General features: G+C 75.5%; 13 protein-coding genes. 8 read left to right on the top strand and 5 right to left on the bottom strand.

The window, feature by feature from the left end:
* Positions 1–113 precede the first annotated feature (113 nt).
* A complete protein-coding gene (locus ACH4OA_RS31870) occupies positions 114–407 on the top strand; it encodes a hypothetical protein (RefSeq protein ID WP_365876287.1) in 294 nt (97 codons plus the stop codon).
* Between the two features lie 48 nt (positions 408–455).
* Here ACH4OA_RS31870 and ACH4OA_RS31875 read toward each other — a convergent pair whose 3' ends face one another.
* Genes ACH4OA_RS31875 through ACH4OA_RS31885 form a run of 3 tightly spaced genes read right to left on the bottom strand, consistent with a single transcriptional unit; the run spans position 456 to position 3771 of the window.
* Positions 456–1526, bottom strand: a complete 1071-nt coding sequence (locus ACH4OA_RS31875; protein WP_397943318.1) for a prenyltransferase — start codon at positions 1524–1526, stop codon at positions 456–458.
* Positions 1523–2269 carry a class I SAM-dependent methyltransferase gene (locus ACH4OA_RS31880; RefSeq protein WP_397943316.1) on the bottom strand — a complete coding sequence of 249 codons (747 nt, stop codon included), beginning with the start codon at positions 2267–2269 and terminating at the stop codon, positions 1523–1525. The genes ACH4OA_RS31875 and ACH4OA_RS31880 overlap by 4 nt, the downstream gene beginning before the upstream one ends.
* Positions 2263–3771 carry a glycosyltransferase family 4 protein gene (locus ACH4OA_RS31885; protein ID WP_397943314.1) on the bottom strand — a complete coding sequence of 503 codons (1509 nt, stop codon included), beginning with the start codon at positions 3769–3771 and terminating at the stop codon, positions 2263–2265. Before ACH4OA_RS31885 ends, ACH4OA_RS31880 begins: the two co-directional genes overlap by 7 nt.
* Positions 3772–3989: 218 nt before the next feature.
* Between ACH4OA_RS31885 and ACH4OA_RS31890 the strand changes: the two genes are divergently transcribed.
* Positions 3990–4610 carry a TetR family transcriptional regulator gene (locus ACH4OA_RS31890; RefSeq protein WP_397972802.1) on the top strand — a complete coding sequence of 207 codons (621 nt, stop codon included), beginning with the start codon at positions 3990–3992 and terminating at the stop codon, positions 4608–4610.
* A 336-nt stretch (positions 4611–4946) separates the two neighbouring features.
* Here the strand turns inward: ACH4OA_RS31890 and ACH4OA_RS31895 are convergent, their stop codons facing one another.
* Both ACH4OA_RS31895 and ACH4OA_RS31900 read right to left on the bottom strand, forming a co-directional pair.
* Complete coding sequence (locus ACH4OA_RS31895) at positions 4947–6005, bottom strand: NAD(P)/FAD-dependent oxidoreductase (protein ID WP_397972805.1); 1059 nt, start codon at positions 6003–6005, stop codon at positions 4947–4949.
* Between the two features lie 197 nt (positions 6006–6202).
* A complete protein-coding gene (locus ACH4OA_RS31900) occupies positions 6203–6796 on the bottom strand; it encodes a helix-turn-helix transcriptional regulator (protein WP_365876275.1) in 594 nt (197 codons plus the stop codon).
* Between the two features lie 247 nt (positions 6797–7043).
* Between ACH4OA_RS31900 and ACH4OA_RS31905 the strand changes: the two genes are divergently transcribed.
* From ACH4OA_RS31905 to ACH4OA_RS31930, 6 genes are all read left to right on the top strand, one after another.
* A complete protein-coding gene (locus ACH4OA_RS31905) occupies positions 7044–8108 on the top strand; it encodes a hypothetical protein (protein WP_397972808.1) in 1065 nt (354 codons plus the stop codon).
* 270 nt (positions 8109–8378) lie between these two features.
* The gene (locus ACH4OA_RS31910; RefSeq protein ID WP_397972810.1) at positions 8379–9593 is read left to right on the top strand and encodes a prenyltransferase/squalene oxidase repeat-containing protein; all 1215 of its coding nucleotides are present in this window, start codon (positions 8379–8381) and stop codon (positions 9591–9593) included.
* A complete protein-coding gene (locus ACH4OA_RS31915) occupies positions 9590–10246 on the top strand; it encodes an SCO2322 family protein (protein WP_397972812.1) in 657 nt (218 codons plus the stop codon). The genes ACH4OA_RS31910 and ACH4OA_RS31915 overlap by 4 nt, the downstream gene beginning before the upstream one ends.
* Before the next feature lie 67 nt (positions 10247–10313).
* The gene (locus ACH4OA_RS31920) at positions 10314–11477 is read left to right on the top strand and encodes a CbiQ family ECF transporter T component (RefSeq protein WP_397972814.1); all 1164 of its coding nucleotides are present in this window, start codon (positions 10314–10316) and stop codon (positions 11475–11477) included.
* A complete protein-coding gene (locus ACH4OA_RS31925; protein ID WP_397943425.1) occupies positions 11474–13237 on the top strand; it encodes an ABC transporter ATP-binding protein in 1764 nt (587 codons plus the stop codon). Before ACH4OA_RS31920 ends, ACH4OA_RS31925 begins: the two co-directional genes overlap by 4 nt.
* Positions 13234–14106 carry an ECF transporter S component gene (locus tag ACH4OA_RS31930; RefSeq protein ID WP_397943305.1) on the top strand — a complete coding sequence of 291 codons (873 nt, stop codon included), beginning with the start codon at positions 13234–13236 and terminating at the stop codon, positions 14104–14106. Before ACH4OA_RS31925 ends, ACH4OA_RS31930 begins: the two co-directional genes overlap by 4 nt.
* The last annotated feature ends 344 nt before the right edge of the window (positions 14107–14450 follow it).

Genomic DNA, 14450 nt, shown 5'->3' on the forward strand with positions numbered 1-14450 from the left:
CCGGTTCCCGGTTCGCGTCCGGGTCTCCGTCGGGGGCGTGTCGGGGGCGTTTCCGGGCTCCGTCCGGGTTCTCTCCGGGGTTTCACCGCCCGCCGCCCGGCAATCCGACAGGTATGTCCCCTCGATATCGCAACGGTGCGAACCAGGCCGGCACGGTCGTCGCGGTCGTCGCCGACATCATGGCGCTGATCCTCGGCTTGTGGATCCTGATGTACCTGCTGGACGCGAACCGGGCCAACAGCCTGGTCCAGTTCGTGCACGACGCGGCCTCCTGGCTGGCCGGGTGGTCGCACGACCTCTTCACCTTCGACGAGGCGTGGGCCCGCGTGGTGGCCGGCTACGGCCTGGCCGCCGTGGTCTATCTGTTCGCCGGCCACGCGATAGCCAACCGCCTGCACCGGCACTGAGCGGCCGGCTAACGTCGAGCGACAGGCCCTGGCCGTGCCGGCGGGGGCTCAGCCGCAGCAGTCCGGGTCCAGGCCGGCCGGCAGGTGCTCGCCGCCGAACACCGCGCAGGTGGCCTCGTGGCCGCCCAGCGCGGCCACGGCCAGCAGCAGGGAGCCCGCCGTCCAGGTGGTCAGCTCGCGGGGCCAGACCACGTCGTCCTCGAAGACGTAGCCCGTCCAGTACAGGCCGGACTCGGGATCGCGCAGGTGCTGGATGGACTGGAGGATCTCCAGGGCCCGGTCGGACTCGCCCACCGCCCAGAGGGCGAGCGCGAGTTCGCTCGACTCGCCGCCGGTCACCCAGGGGTTCGGGACCACGCAGCGCACGCCGAGGCCGGGTACGACGAACCGGTCCCAGCCGGCCTCGATGCGGGCCTTGGCCTCCGCCCCGGTCAGGGCGCCGCCGAGGACCGGGTAGTACCAGTCCATCGAGTAGCGGTCCTTGTCGAGGAAGCGCTCGGGGTGCCGGCGGATCGCGTGCCGCAGCGCCCCGGCGGCCAGCTCCCAGTCCGGCTGCGGTTCCTCACGCTGCTCGGCGATCGCGAGCGCGCAGCGCAGCGCGTGGTGGACGGAGGAACTGCCGGTCAGCAGGGCGTCGGCGGTGGGCGTGCCGTCGTCCTCGCGGCGCCAGCCGATCTGTCCGCCGGGCTGCTGGAGCCGCAGCACCCACTCGACGGCCGCGTAGACGGCCGGCCACATCCGGTCCAGGAAGGTGTCGTCGCCCGTGGAGAGGTAGTGGTGCCAGACGCCGACGGCTATGTAGGCGACGAAGTTGGACTCGCGGGCGCGGTCGGTGACGTGGTCGTGGGCGCCGTCGGCGTAGGCGGCGTACCAGGAGCCGTCCTCGTTCTGGTGCCGGGCGAGCCAGGCGTAGGCGCGCTCGGCGGCCTCGTGTTCGCCGGCCGCGTCCAGGGCCATGGCGGCCTCGGTGTGGTCCCAGGGGTCCAGGTGGTGTCCGCGGAACCACGGGATCGCGCCGTCCTCCCGCTGGGCGGCGAGGATGCCGCGGACGGTCGCGGCGGCCTCCCCCTCGGTGAGGACCCCGGGCAGGACCAGGTGTTCCGTCCGGGGAGTGGTCACGTGGCGTCCGCCTCTGCGCCCAGCGCCGGGAGGTGCGGCTTGGTGGCGTAGACGACGAGGCTCTTGCCGATCAGCGGGTTCAGCGCCTGCTCGGCGAGCCGGGTGGCGAGCGGCTTCTTCATGATGTCCCAGACCAGCAGCTTGTGGTACGCCCGCACCGGCAGCGCCTTGTCGTTGTCGACGCCGAACGCGCACTTCAGCCACCAGTAGGGCGCGTGCAGGGCGTGCGCGTGATGGCTGCCGTACGGCCTCAGGCCCGCCTCGCGGACCTTGGCGACGAGTTCGTCGGCCTTGTAGATGCGGATGTGGCCGCCCTCGACCTCGTGGTAGGCGTCGGACAGGGCCCAGCAGACCTTCTCGGGGCCGTAGCGCGGCACGGTGATGGCGATGCGCCCGCCCGGCCTGAGCACGCGGACCATCTCGGCGAGCACACCCTTGTCGTCGGGGATGTGCTCCATCACCTCGGAGATGATGACGACGTCGAAGGAGTCGTCCGGGAACGGCAGGGCGAGGGCGTCGCCCTCCATGGCGGTGGCGGTGGCGCCCTCCGGTGCCTCCCCGGCCTCCTTCATCGCCGCGAACCACTTGGCGACCTCGCGGATCTCCTCGCCGTTCTGGTCCAGGGCCACGACCCGGGCGCCGCGCCGGTAGCACTCGAAGGCGTGCCGGCCGGCCCCGCAGCCGAGGTCCAGGACGCGGTCGCCCGGGGCGAGCGGGAACCGGGAGAAGTCGACGGTCAGCACGTGGCCCTGCTTTCGGAGGAGACGCTGGTGTCACTCGTCGAGGCCGCGGACGCGACGCCTGGCGGGGCCGCGACGCTCGCTGCGGCCGCGGAGCGGCCGGGAACCGGGGCCGCGGCGGAGGTGTCCGCGGGCGGTCCGGTCCGGGGGCGGGAGCCGCCGGGGCCCGCGGCGCGGGCGATGGCCTCGCGGTAGCGGGCCACGGTCCCCTGCGCGGCACGCGCCCAGGTGAACTTGGCCAGCACCCGTGCGCGGCCGGCCCGGCCGAGCCGTACCCGCAGTTCCGGGTCGGCCAGCAGCCGGGTCAGCGCGGCGGCGAGCGCGTCCGGGTCGCCGGGCGGCACGGCCAGGCAGGTCTCGCCGTCGCGGCCGGCGACCTCGGGGATCGCGCCGCCGGTGGTGGCGACCAGCGGGGTGCCGGTGGCCATGGCCTCGGCGGCGGGCAGCGAGAAGCCCTCGTAGAGGGAGGGCACGCAGGCGACTTCGGCGGAGCGGATCAGGTCGACCAGTTCGGCGTCGGAGATGCCCTTGACGAAGTCGACGGCGCCGTCGAGGCCGTACCGCTCGATCGCCTGCGCGACCGGGCCGTCCTGCGGGCGCTTGCCGACGACGACGAGGTGGGCGGCCGGGTGCTCGGCGCGCACCTTGGCCAGCGCCTCCACCAGGAAGACCAGGCCCTTGAGCGGCACGTCCGCGCTGGAGGTGGTGACGATCCGGCCCGGCACCTGCGGGACGGCGGGATCCGGCGCGAACAGGTCGGTGTCGGCGCCGATGTGGACGACGTGGACGCGGTCGTCGCGGACGCCGAGGTGGTCCACGATCTCCTGCCGGGAGCTGCCGGAGACGGTGAGGACCGAGGGCAGCCGGCGGGCGACGCGCTTCTGCATACGGGTGAAGGCGTACCAGCGGCGGACCGCGTAGCGGCGCTGCCAGGTCTCGGCCGCGTCCAGCTCCAGCCGCCGGTCGACGGTGATCGGGTGGTGAACCGTGGTGACCAGCGGCGCGCCGATGTCCCCCAGCAGGCCGTAGCCGAGGGTCTGGTTGTCGTGGACGACGTCGAACTCGCCGCGCCGGGCGCGCAGATGCCGGCGGGCGCGCAGCGAGAAGGTCAGCGGCTCGGGGAAGCCGCCGGTCCACATGGTGGCGACCTCCAGGGCGTCGGTCCAGTCCCGGTACTCGTCCCGCCTGGGGGTGCGGAAGGGGTCGGGCTGGCGGTAGAGGTCGAGGCTGGGCAGCTCGGTGAGCGTGAGGTTCGGGTAGCCCTCGTCCAGGACCGGATACGGCTGGGAGCCGATGACCTCGACCCGGTGGCCGAGCCGGGCCAGCTCGCGCGAGAGGTGCCGTACGTAGACACCCTGGCCCCCGCAGAACGGGTTCCCCTTGTAGGTGAGGAGCGCGATGCGGAGCGGTCGCTCTCCCCCGCCCCCGGCTGCGCTCGGGCGGGAGGGGCCCCCACCGGCCGCGGGTTCCTGGTCGGCACCCGCTTCCCGGGCCTCAGCGGTCACTCCGTGCCCCCTTCTGCCTGCACTGTCCCGCGAGACTACGACGGGACGTTAATCTAGAACAAGTTTCAGACTTGATCGTTCGAGAGGCTCTGAATCTACCGGCAGGTAGGGGCGCTGTGAGCAGTGGATCAGGTGATTCGCGCCACGGCGCGCGGGCCCTGTCCCGCTGCCCGATCACGAGCCCTGCGGACGCCCTCACCGACCGTCACGGGGGACCCATGCCTGCGGAAGCCAGCTCCTCGCGTCCGGCCGTCCCGGCCCTCACCGAGCGGCAGGAGGCCCGCCGCCGCAGGATCCTGCGCGCCAGCGCCCGGCTCGCCGGCCGGGGCGGGTTCGACGCCGTGCAGATGCGCGAGGTCGCCGAGTCCTCGCAGGTGGCCCTCGGCACGCTGTACCGGTACTTCCCGTCCAAGGTGCACCTGCTGGTCGCCACCATGCAGGACCAGTTGGAGCATCTGCACGGCACCCTGCGCAAGAAGCCGCCGGCGGGCGACACGGCCGCCGAGCGGGTCGCCCAGACCCTGATGCGCGCCTTCCGCGCCCTCCAGCGGGAACCGCACCTGGCCGAGGCGATGATCCGCGCCCTCACCTTCGCCGACCGCAGCGTCTCGCCCGAGGTCGACCAGGTCTCCCGGCAGACCACCGCGATCATCCTGGACGCGATGGGCCTGGACGCTCCCACGCCCGAGCAGCTCTCCGTGGTCCGGGTCATCGAGCACACCTGGCACTCGGCCCTCATCACCTGGCTGTCCGGCCGCGCCTCCATCGCCCAGGTGAAGGTCGACATCGAGACGGTGTGCCGCCTGATCGACCTGACGGAACCGTCCCCCCGGGCCTGATCACCCGCACAGGCGTCGGCAAATGGTGGGAATTGGGAGGTTCCGTCACGCTTTGCCCGTTGTATCCTGAAAGCAGCCTACGAGGCGAGTGAGGGAGTCCAACCGGAGTAGCCGACTCAGGCGAGACGCGCAGGTGTCCGCCCGGGCCGACGGCGACGGTGGGGCTGAGAGGTCGGAAGGCAGCGGTCAGGCCGGACGACGACCCCCAGGACCTGATCCGGACCATACCGGCGAAGGGAACCCGTCTCGTAGGTTTTTCCGTGCCCTCATGCCGGACGAAGCCCCCGGGCCGCACCGGTCAGCGCGGCCACGTCGGTCAGGCGCCGGCCGCCCCGGTCAGGCGCCCACCGCCTTGCGGGTGCTGTACTTCGTGCCGACGTAGACGATCTTCTTGAACGCCATCGCGGCGCCGCCCCCGAGGTAGCCGTCCCGGAGGCTGTCGTCGGGGTGGGTGAACTGGGCCACCGCGTCCGCGCGCCCGAGGCTGACGCACCGGGCCACGTAGCGCGGGGTGTACGGCTCGGGCGCGCGGCCCCGCTCCAGCCGGGCCAGGGCGTCGACCGCGGCCTTGGCCTGCGGATGGGCGGTCTGGCAGCCGAAGCGGGTGCCGGGCACGCCCGCGCAGTCGCCCACGGCGAAGACGTGACGGTCGGTGACGCTGCGCAGGCAGGCGTCGACCACGATCCGGCCGCCGGCGTCCACGTCCAGGCCGCTGCGCGCGGCGAGGTCGGGGACGCCCGCCACGATCGCCCACAGCGTCAGATCCGAGCCGGCCTCCCGGCCCGAGCGCAGCCGCACCACGCCCGCGGCGGCCTCCTCGACGCCGTCGTCGACGACCTCGATCCGCAGCCGGTCCAGTGCGGCGAGCGCCCGCCGCCGGGCGCCGCCCGACAGGCAGTCGGCGACCGACGGGGCGACGATCCGCACCCGCAGGTCGGGCCGGGCCTCGGCCACCTCGGTCGCGGTCTCCAGGCCGGTCGCGCCGCCGCCGGCCACGGTCACGGTGCTCCCCGCGGGCAGCGCGGCGAGTGCCGCCCGGGCCTGCCGGGCGCCTTCCCAGGTGCCGACCGGGACGGTGCCGGGAAGCGCCCGGACCGTGCTGCCCACGGCCAGGAACAGGCGGTCGTAGCCGATGCTCTCGCCGTCGCCGAGGAGGACCGTGCCGTCGCCGACCTTCTCGACGGTGCCGATCCGCGTGGCGATGCCGGGCCGCAGCATCGCGCCGAGCGGGGTCGCGGCCTCGGCCGTGCCGGCGACCTGCTGGTGCAGCCGGATGCGCTCCACGAACTCCGGGCGCGCGTTGACCACCGTGACCTCGGCGCCCCTGATCTTCCGGGCCGCCCGGTTCGCCGCGAACGTCCCGGCGTACCCGGCGCCCACCACCACGATCCTCATCCTGGTCTCCCCTCGAAGCGATTGCTCACACCCGAGACGAGACAGCCCGGCCCCCCGTGACACGCCCCGGCTGAGACCCGCGTCACACCACAAGAGGCACCTGGGAGGACCCCACGCGTCGCACCGATCAAAGCGCCCGGCAGCACCCGGCGCGTCGCACCGCTCAAAGCACCGGACAGCCCCCAGCGCCCCGCCGCTCAGGTGCGTCCGGTGTCCCCCGCCCGTTCCGAGGCGATGATCATTTCGGCCAGGTCGGCCAGGGTGGCGAGCTGCCGGGCGTTCATCTGCGGGGCGCGGGCGGCCAGTCGTATCAGACCGCTCTCGCGCAGCCGCAGCAGCGGGTCCGCCTCGGCCTCCAGGCCCTGCAGCACCGGTTGCAGGGCCGCGTGCAGCGCCTCCGGTTCGTCGGCCGTGAAGAAGCCCGCGGGCAGGCCGAAGAACCGGCGCAGCCGGTCGGCGTGCTCCAGGCTCGGCATCCCGCTCTTGCGCCACTCGCTCAGCCACTGCCTGCTGGTTCCGGCGATCCTGGCCAGCTCGTCCAGCGAGTACCGCTTGCCGTCCGGCCGGCGCCGGGTCTCCCGGATGAAGTCGAGGCGGCGGCGCACGCGTTCGGCGAGGCAGGTCTCCGCGGCCCGGCCGCCGGAGAGCAGTTCCACCACGACGCCCACGGGAATGCCGGTGCGGTACGACAGGCCGGCCACGTCGAGCGCCTCCGGCAGCCGGCCGGGCCTGCACGTCAGCTCGCCGAGCCGGTCCAGGACTTCGGCCAGCGCGGCGTAGGCGTCACTCACCGAGGTCCCCCCTGGGCGCGTCTTGCATGCGGTGGCTGGCGCGAGGCTACCCGCTCGGCCCGTTCGGCGACCAGACGTGACAAGGCACCCTGCCCAATTGCGCAGCTATCGTTGACAGTTACTGGTGCGGTGGGTGAGGATCATTGCACGGAGAGCAAGATCCGACCCGCCCCGGGTGCCGCCGATGGGGGAGCGGCACCCGGGGTGTTCGACGACCGCCTTCCCCCGGGGGAAGGTCCGGCCATCCATGGCGTTGCCCGTCGTTCTCCTCGGGCTCCTCGGGTCCGGCCGCCGCGACGTCTGTGGCGAGTTCCCGCTGGCCCGGATCGCCGCGGTCCGTCCGGTGCTGCTGGTCGACCCGGACCCGCCCGCCTGGGCGCGGCCGTATCTGACCGGTCATCTCGCGGCGGACCCCGCGCGCGAGGAGCAGACGGCCGAGGCGGTGCTGCGGTACGCGGCCGGACGCGCGGTCGGCGGTGTGCTCACCTGGTCCGCGGAGCATCTGCTCCCGGCCGCGCGGCTCGCCGGCCGGCTGGGGGTGCCCGGCCTGCCGTACGAGACGGCCGCGGTGTGCGCCGACCCCGTCGCGTTGCGGGCGCTGCTGGCGCGGCACCGGGTGCCGGTGGCCGGACCGGCGGACGGCGAGGCGGCCCAGGGCCCGCCGGTGTCCGTGGAGGCCGTCGTCCTGGACGACGAGGTCCGCATCGTGGCGCTCACCCGGACGACGCCGGGGCCGGCGCCCGCCCGCCGCCCGCTGCGGCACTGCGTCCACGCGCACGACGGACTGCTGCACAACCGGTTCCTGCGCCAGTGCGTGGAGCGGACCGTGCGCGCCCTCGGCCTCACCCATACGGTCGCGCACCTCACCCTGCGGCTCACCGCCCGCGGCCCGCGCGTGCTGAGCGTGGCCCCGCATCCGCCCGGCGATCTGATCCCGCTGCTGGTGGAGCGGGCCACCGGTGTCGACCTGGCCGGGGCCGCCGCGGTGCTGGCGACCGGCGGACTGCCGGACGTGACCCCGACCCGGCAGCGGGCCGCCGCCGTCCAGTTCGCCTACCCGGCCCTGACCGGCCGCCTCACCCACCTCCGGCTGGACCCCGCCGCCGCGGACGACCCGGCCGCCGAACGCATGGTCCTCACCCGTCGCACGGGCGACCCGGTGACGGCGGCCCCGCACGCGGACCTGACCGACCGCCTCGCCCACTGGGTGGCGACCGGCGAGAACGCCGCGGAGTGCGAGGCGGCCCTGCGCCGCATGGCCCGCCACCTGACGGCGACGGTCACCCCGGAGCCGGACCGGTCCGCGGCGTAGCCCCCGCGCGGGCCCGGGGGCACGGCCGCCCCCGGACCCCGCGAGGGCGGCCGGTAAAGTGGCGGGGTCGTCACACCCGTACGGGGGGAAGCCGGTGCAATTCCGGCGTTGCCCTGTTTCACGTCCCGGAACGCTCCCGGGCGGGGCGTTGACCGGCTCGCGTGCGCCGGCGGTCCGCCGCGCACGGCACCGTCGAGGTTGACGGAGCCGAGCCGCCCGGGGGATCCCCGTGCGCCGCCCGGCTCCCCGCAGGAGAGGCAGTCGCCGACCATGAACGTCCGCCGCAGTGCCGCGGCTCTCGCCGCCGTAGGCGTGCTGGCCGCCGCCGCGCCCGCCACGGCCGCCGGCCCGTCCCCGTCCCCGAAGGCGACGGTCCCGTCGGGGCTGTACGGCAAGGGCGACCCGACGTACGACGGTGTGTGGCGGCAGTCGCTGACGCTGGTCGCGCAGCGCACCCTCGGCTACCGGCCCGCCGCCCCCGCCGTGGACTGGCTCACCGGCCAGCAGTGCGCGAACGGCGCCTTCGCCGCCTACCGGGCCGCCCCGGACAAGCCCTGCGACGCCAAGCTCAAGCCGGACACCAACAGCACGGCCGCCGCCGTCCAGGCCCTGGCCGCGACCGGCGGGCACGGCGGCGCCGTGGAGAAGGCCGTGGGATGGCTGAAGTCCGTGCAGAACAAGGACGGCGGCTGGAGCTACTACCCGGGCGACCCGAGCGACGCCAACTCCACCTCCGTCGTCATCGGCGCGCTCGCCGCGGCCGGCACCGACCCGGCGTCCGTCCGGGTCTCCGGCAAGTCCCCGTACGACGCGCTGCCCGCCTGGTCCGTGCCGTGCGGCCGGGACGGCGGCGGCGCCCTGGCCTTCCAGCCGGACGAGAAGGGCGAGCTGACGCCCAACGCGGACGCCACGGCGGCCGGTCTGCTGGGCGCGCTCGGCAAGGGCTTCGTGGCCGGGACCGGCAAGGCCCCGGAGCGGGACGGCTGCAGCGGGGCGGACCGTCCCACCCGGCGGCAGGTCGCCGACAACGCCGGTGCCTATCTGGCGGCGGCCGTCGGCACGTCCGGCCACCTCACCTCCACGCTGCCCGGCGCCAAGGACCAGCCCGACTTCGGCAACACCGCGGACGCGGTCGTCGCGCTCGCCGCGGACGGCCGCGGCGGACCGGCCCGCACGGCGTACGCCTGGCTGGAGAAGAACGCCGGCCCGTGGGCGGAGCGCAGCGGCCCGGCCGCGTACGCGCAGCTGATCCTCGCCGCGCACACGCTGCGCGAGCAGCCGGGCGACTTCGGCGGCACCAGCCTGGTCGCCTCCCTGAACGCGCTGGGCCCGGCCCCGCACATGGAGGCCGGCGGGCACGACCCGGCCGCGCGGGACGAGAAGAAGGACTCCAAGGCCGGCGTGTGGTGGTTCGTCGGTGTCTGCCTCGTCGCCGGCATCGGCATCGGCTTCCTGCTCAGCGGCCGGAAGAAGCGCGGCGCGTGACCGCCGTCCGCCGTGCCGTGCCGCTGCTCGCCGCCGCGCTGCTGCTGCTCGGCTCCGCCGGGCCGGCCGGCGCCACCGGCTACCGCTACTGGTCCTTCTGGGAGCGCACCGGCGGCCACTGGACCTACGCCACGCAGGGCCCGGCGTCCGCCCGGCCCGTCGACGGAGCGGTCCAGGGCTTCCGGTTCGCGGTGAGCGCGGACTCGGCGGACGCGGCCCGGCCGCGCGGCACGGCGGACTTCGGCACCCTCTGCGCGGACACGCCCGCGCGGCCGGGGACGAAACGGGTCGCGCTGGTCCTGGACTTCGGCACGCGCGCGGACGCGCCGTCCGGCGAGACACCGCCGGACCGGCGGACGGCGTGCGCGCGGGTGGCACCCGACGCGACGAGCGCGGACGCGCTCGCCGCCGTGGCCAAGCCGCTGCGCTACGACACCAACGCCCTGCTGTGCGCGATCGCCGGGTATCCGGCGCAGGGGTGCGGCGAGCAGGTGTCGGGGCAGGCACGGCGGACGGACGGGCCGGCCGGCGGCGGTGACGGCGGTGGTGACGGCGGGCCGTCGCTGGGGCTGCCGGTCGGCGCGGCGGCGGTGGCCGCCCTGGCGGCCGCGGCGGCGTGGCAGGCCAGGCGGCGGCGCGATGCGTCCGGCTGAGCCGGGACAGGAGCACGCGCGCGGGCCGGTGCGTCCGGCCGGGCCGGGGCGTTCCCGGTGGGCGACCGTGCACCCCGGTGCCTGGTGGCTGTGGGCGCTCTCGCTCGGTACCGCCGCCACCCGCACCACCAACCCGCTCCTGCTGGCCCTCCTCACCGCCGCCGCCGGCTACGTCGTGGCGACGCACCGCTCCGCCGCGCCCTGGGCCCGCTCCTACGGCGCGTTCGTCCGGATCGCCCTGGCCGTGGTCGTCGTCCGCGTCCTGTTCGCGGTGGCCCTCGGCTCCCCGATCCCGGGCACGCACACCCTGCTCACCCTGCCCGAAGTCCCGCTGCCGCACTGGGCGCAGGGCATCCGGCTGGGCGGCCGGGTGACCGCCGAAGCGGTCCTGTTCGCGGCCTACGACGGTCTGAAGCTGGCCACCCTCCTCGTCTGCGTGGGCGCCGCGAACGCCCTGGCGAGCCCCACCCGGCTGCTGAAGTCCCTGCCGGGCGCCCTGTACGAGACGGGTGTGGCCGTGGTCGTCGCCCTCACCTTCGCGCCGCACCTGATCGCCGACGTGCGGCGGCTGCGCGCGGCCCGCCGGCTGCGCGGCCGGCCCGACCGGGGGGTGCGGGGCCTGCTCCAGGTCGGACTGCCGGTGCTGGAGGGCGCGTTGGAGCGGTCGGTGGCGCTCGCCGCCGCGATGGAGGCGCGCGGCTACGGCCGTACCGCCGAGGTCCCCGCGTCCGTCCGCCGTACGACGGCCGCGCTCACGCTGGGCGGGCTGCTGGGCGTGTGCGCGGGCACGTACGGGCTGCTGACGGCCGAGGGCGGCGCCTACGGGCTGCCCGTGCTGCTCGCCGGGGTCGTCGCCGCGCTCGCGGGGCTGCGGCTGGGCGGCCGGCGTTCGCCGCGGACCCGGTACCGGCCGGACCCCTGGGACGCGCGGGCCTGGCTGGTCGCGGGCTCGGGTGCCGCGGTGGCCGGGCTGCTGACGCTGGCCTCCGTGCAGGATGCGCAGGCGCTGCACCCCGGCGTCGTACCGCTCGTCGCCCCGACGCTCCCGCTCTGGCCCGCCGCGGCCGTGCTGCTCGCCCTGCTGCCCGCGTTCGCCGTCCCGAGGCGGTCCGGCCCGCGGACCGGCCCCGCGCCCGTACCCGCGTCCGTGCCCCGGCCCGTGCCCGGCCCCGCCCGGAAAGCCCCTACGCCCCGCCCCGCCTCCCGGTTCGTGTCCAAGGAGTCCTCGTGATCCGCTTCGAGGAAGTCAGCGTGACCTACGAGGGCGCCGCCGGGCCCACCGTCGCCGGTGTGGACTTCGAGGTGCCCGAAGGCGAACTCGTGCTGCTCGCCGGCCCGTCCGGGGTGGGCAAGTCGACCGTGCTGGGCGCGGTCAGCGGACTGGTCCCGCACTTCACGGGCGGCACGCTGCGCGGACGGGTGACGGTGGCCGGCCGGGACACCCGCACGCACCGGCCGCGCGATCTCGCGGACGTGGTCGGCACGGTGGGGCAGGACCCGCTGGCGCACTTCGTGACGGACACCGTGGAGGACGAACTCGCCTACGGCATGGAGTCGTTGGGGCTCGCCCCGGAGGTGATGCGGCGCCGGGTGGAGGAGACGCTGGACCTGCTGGGGCTGGCCGCGCTGCGGGACCGGCCGATCGCCACGCTCTCGGGCGGACAGCGGCAGCGGGTCGCGATCGGCTCGGTCCTCACCCCGCACCCGCGCGTCCTGGTCCTGGACGAGCCGACCTCGGCGCTGGACCCGGCCGCCGCGGAGGAGGTGCTGGCCGTGCTGCAACGGCTGGTGCACGACCTCGGCACGACGGTGCTGCTGGCCGAACACCGGCTGGAGCGGGTGATCCAGTACGCCGACCGGGTCGTGCTGCTGCCCGCGCCGGGCGCCGCGCCGGTCACCGGCACGCCGTCCGAGGTGATGGCCGTCTCCCCGGTGTACCCGCCGGTGATCGCGCTGGGCCGGCTGGCCGGCTGGTCGCCGCTGCCGCTGACCGTCCGCGACGCCCGCCGCCGCGCCGGGGAGCTGAGAGAACGCCTCGCGCACACGGCCCCGGCCCGGCGGGAGGACTCGCAGACGGTCCCGGCCCCGCGCGACGGCTCGCACACGGCCCCGGCCCCGCGGGAGGACTCGCACACGGCCGCGGACGATCCCGGCCTAGGCGCCGCTCCCGCCCGCCGCTTCCGCTTCCGCCGCCGCGCCTCCTCCCCCGCCCCGCAAGCCGCGCCGCCCGCCGGGACGCGTCCGCTGGCCGAGGTCCGCTCGCTGTCCGTCCGCCGTGACCAGGTCCACGCCCTGCGGCAGGTGGACCTGACCGTGTCGCCCGGCGAGACGATCGCGCTGATGGGCCGCAACGGCGCGGGCAAGTCGACCCTGCTCGGCTCCCTCGTCGGCCTGCTCGCGCCCGGCGCCGGAACCGTCACCGTCGGCGGCACCGCCCCGCACCGCACCGCGCCGGCCGACCTGATACGCCAGGTCGGCCTGGTGCCGCAGGACCCGCGCGACCTGCTGTACGCGGACACGGTCGCCGCCGAGTGCGCCGCGGCCGACCAGGACGCGGGCGCCGCGCCCGGCACCTGCCGGGCCCTGGTCCGCACGCTGCTGCCGGACATCACCGACACCACGCATCCGCGCGACCTGTCCGAGGGCCAGTGCCTGGTGCTCGCGCTGGCCGTGGTCCTCACGGCCCGTCCGCCGCTGCTCCTGCTGGACGAGCCGACCCGCGGCCTGGACTACGCGGCCAAGGCCCGCCTGGTCGGCGTGGTGCGCGACCTGGCGGCGCGGGGCCACGCGATCGTGCTGGCCACGCACGACGTGGAGCTGGCCGCCGAGCTGGCCCACCGGGTGGTGCTGCTCGCCGAGGGCGAGGTGATCGCCGACGGTCCGACGGCCGAGATCGTGGTGTCCTCGCCGTCCTTCGCGCCGCAGGTGACGAAGATCCTGGCGCCGCAGCGCTGGCTGACCGTGTCCGAGGTCCGCGAGGCCCTGGCATGACCCGCGCCCCCGGCCCCACGCCCCGTGACACGCCGCTCCGCGCACCCCGGCGTCCCGCCCGGCCGCACGCCGTCCGGCTCGGCCCGCGCTCGCTGGCCGCGCTGGCGCTGACCGGCGCGGTGGGGGTGGCCGCCTTCGGCTGGCCGTTCCTCGCCCCGCCCGGATCGCGGATCAGCGCCCACGCCCAGGACGCGCCGTGGCTCTTCGCGGGCCTGCTGGGGCTGCTGGTGGCAGTGGTCGCGGCGACCATCTCGGAGTCGGACCTCGGGCCGAAGGCCGTGGCCATGCTGGGCGTGCTGGCGGCGACGGGCGCGGCGCTGCGGCCGATCGGCGCGGGGACGGCGGGCCTGGAGCCGATGTTCTTCCTGATGGTGCTGAGCGGACGGGTGCTCGGGCCGGGCTTCGGCTTCACGCTGGGCTCGGTGACGATGTTCGCCTCCGCCCTGCTCACGGGCGGGGTCGGGCCGTGGCTGCCGTTCCAGATGCTGGCCATGGGCTGGTTCACGATGGGCGCGGGCCTGCTGCCGGGCCCGGTGCGGCTGCGCGGCCGGGCCGAGCTGCTGATGCTCGCCTGCTACGGCTTCCTGGCCGCCTTCGCCTACGGCACGGTGATGAACCTGGCCGGCTGGCCCTTCCTGGGGCCGGGGGCCTCCGGGATCTCCTTCGACGCCGGGGCACCGGTCGCCGCCAACCTGGCCCGTTTCCTCGCGTACTGCCTGGCCACCTCGCTCGGCTGGGACCTGGGCCGGGCCGTCTGCACGGTGGTGCTGACCGTGGCGCTCGGTCCGGCGGTGCTGCGGGCGCTGCGCCGGGCCACCCGGCGGGCCGCTTTCGAGACCGCGGTCACTTTCGACGGTCCCGCACGGTGACCTCTCGCCCGCGCCGGGTGAGCGGGACGGTGAAGGACCCCACATGACGCACGTCACCTACGACCCCGGACAGTAGACCCATTTGCCCGATTCACCCCACCTCACACCCCGCCTGACCAGCGGTTTGAGAGGCGCGTCACATTCTCGGCACGCATCCCGAATCCGGCCACCACTAGTAAAGGGGGTCATTGCGGACACCTGCCGGGGCTGCTTACCTGAAGGACGTCGCCAGGCGCCACGAGCCCACAGCGGGCCGCGGCGCCGACGCATGCGGCCACAGCGTGTGGCCCGTCCCATGCGGGCGATCCCCCGTCCCCGAGGCAAGAGGTTCTTCCGTGTCCGTC

It is taken from the genome of Streptomyces sp. NPDC017095 (assembly GCF_044332325.1).
Lineage (GTDB): Bacteria > Actinomycetota > Actinomycetes > Streptomycetales > Streptomycetaceae > Streptomyces.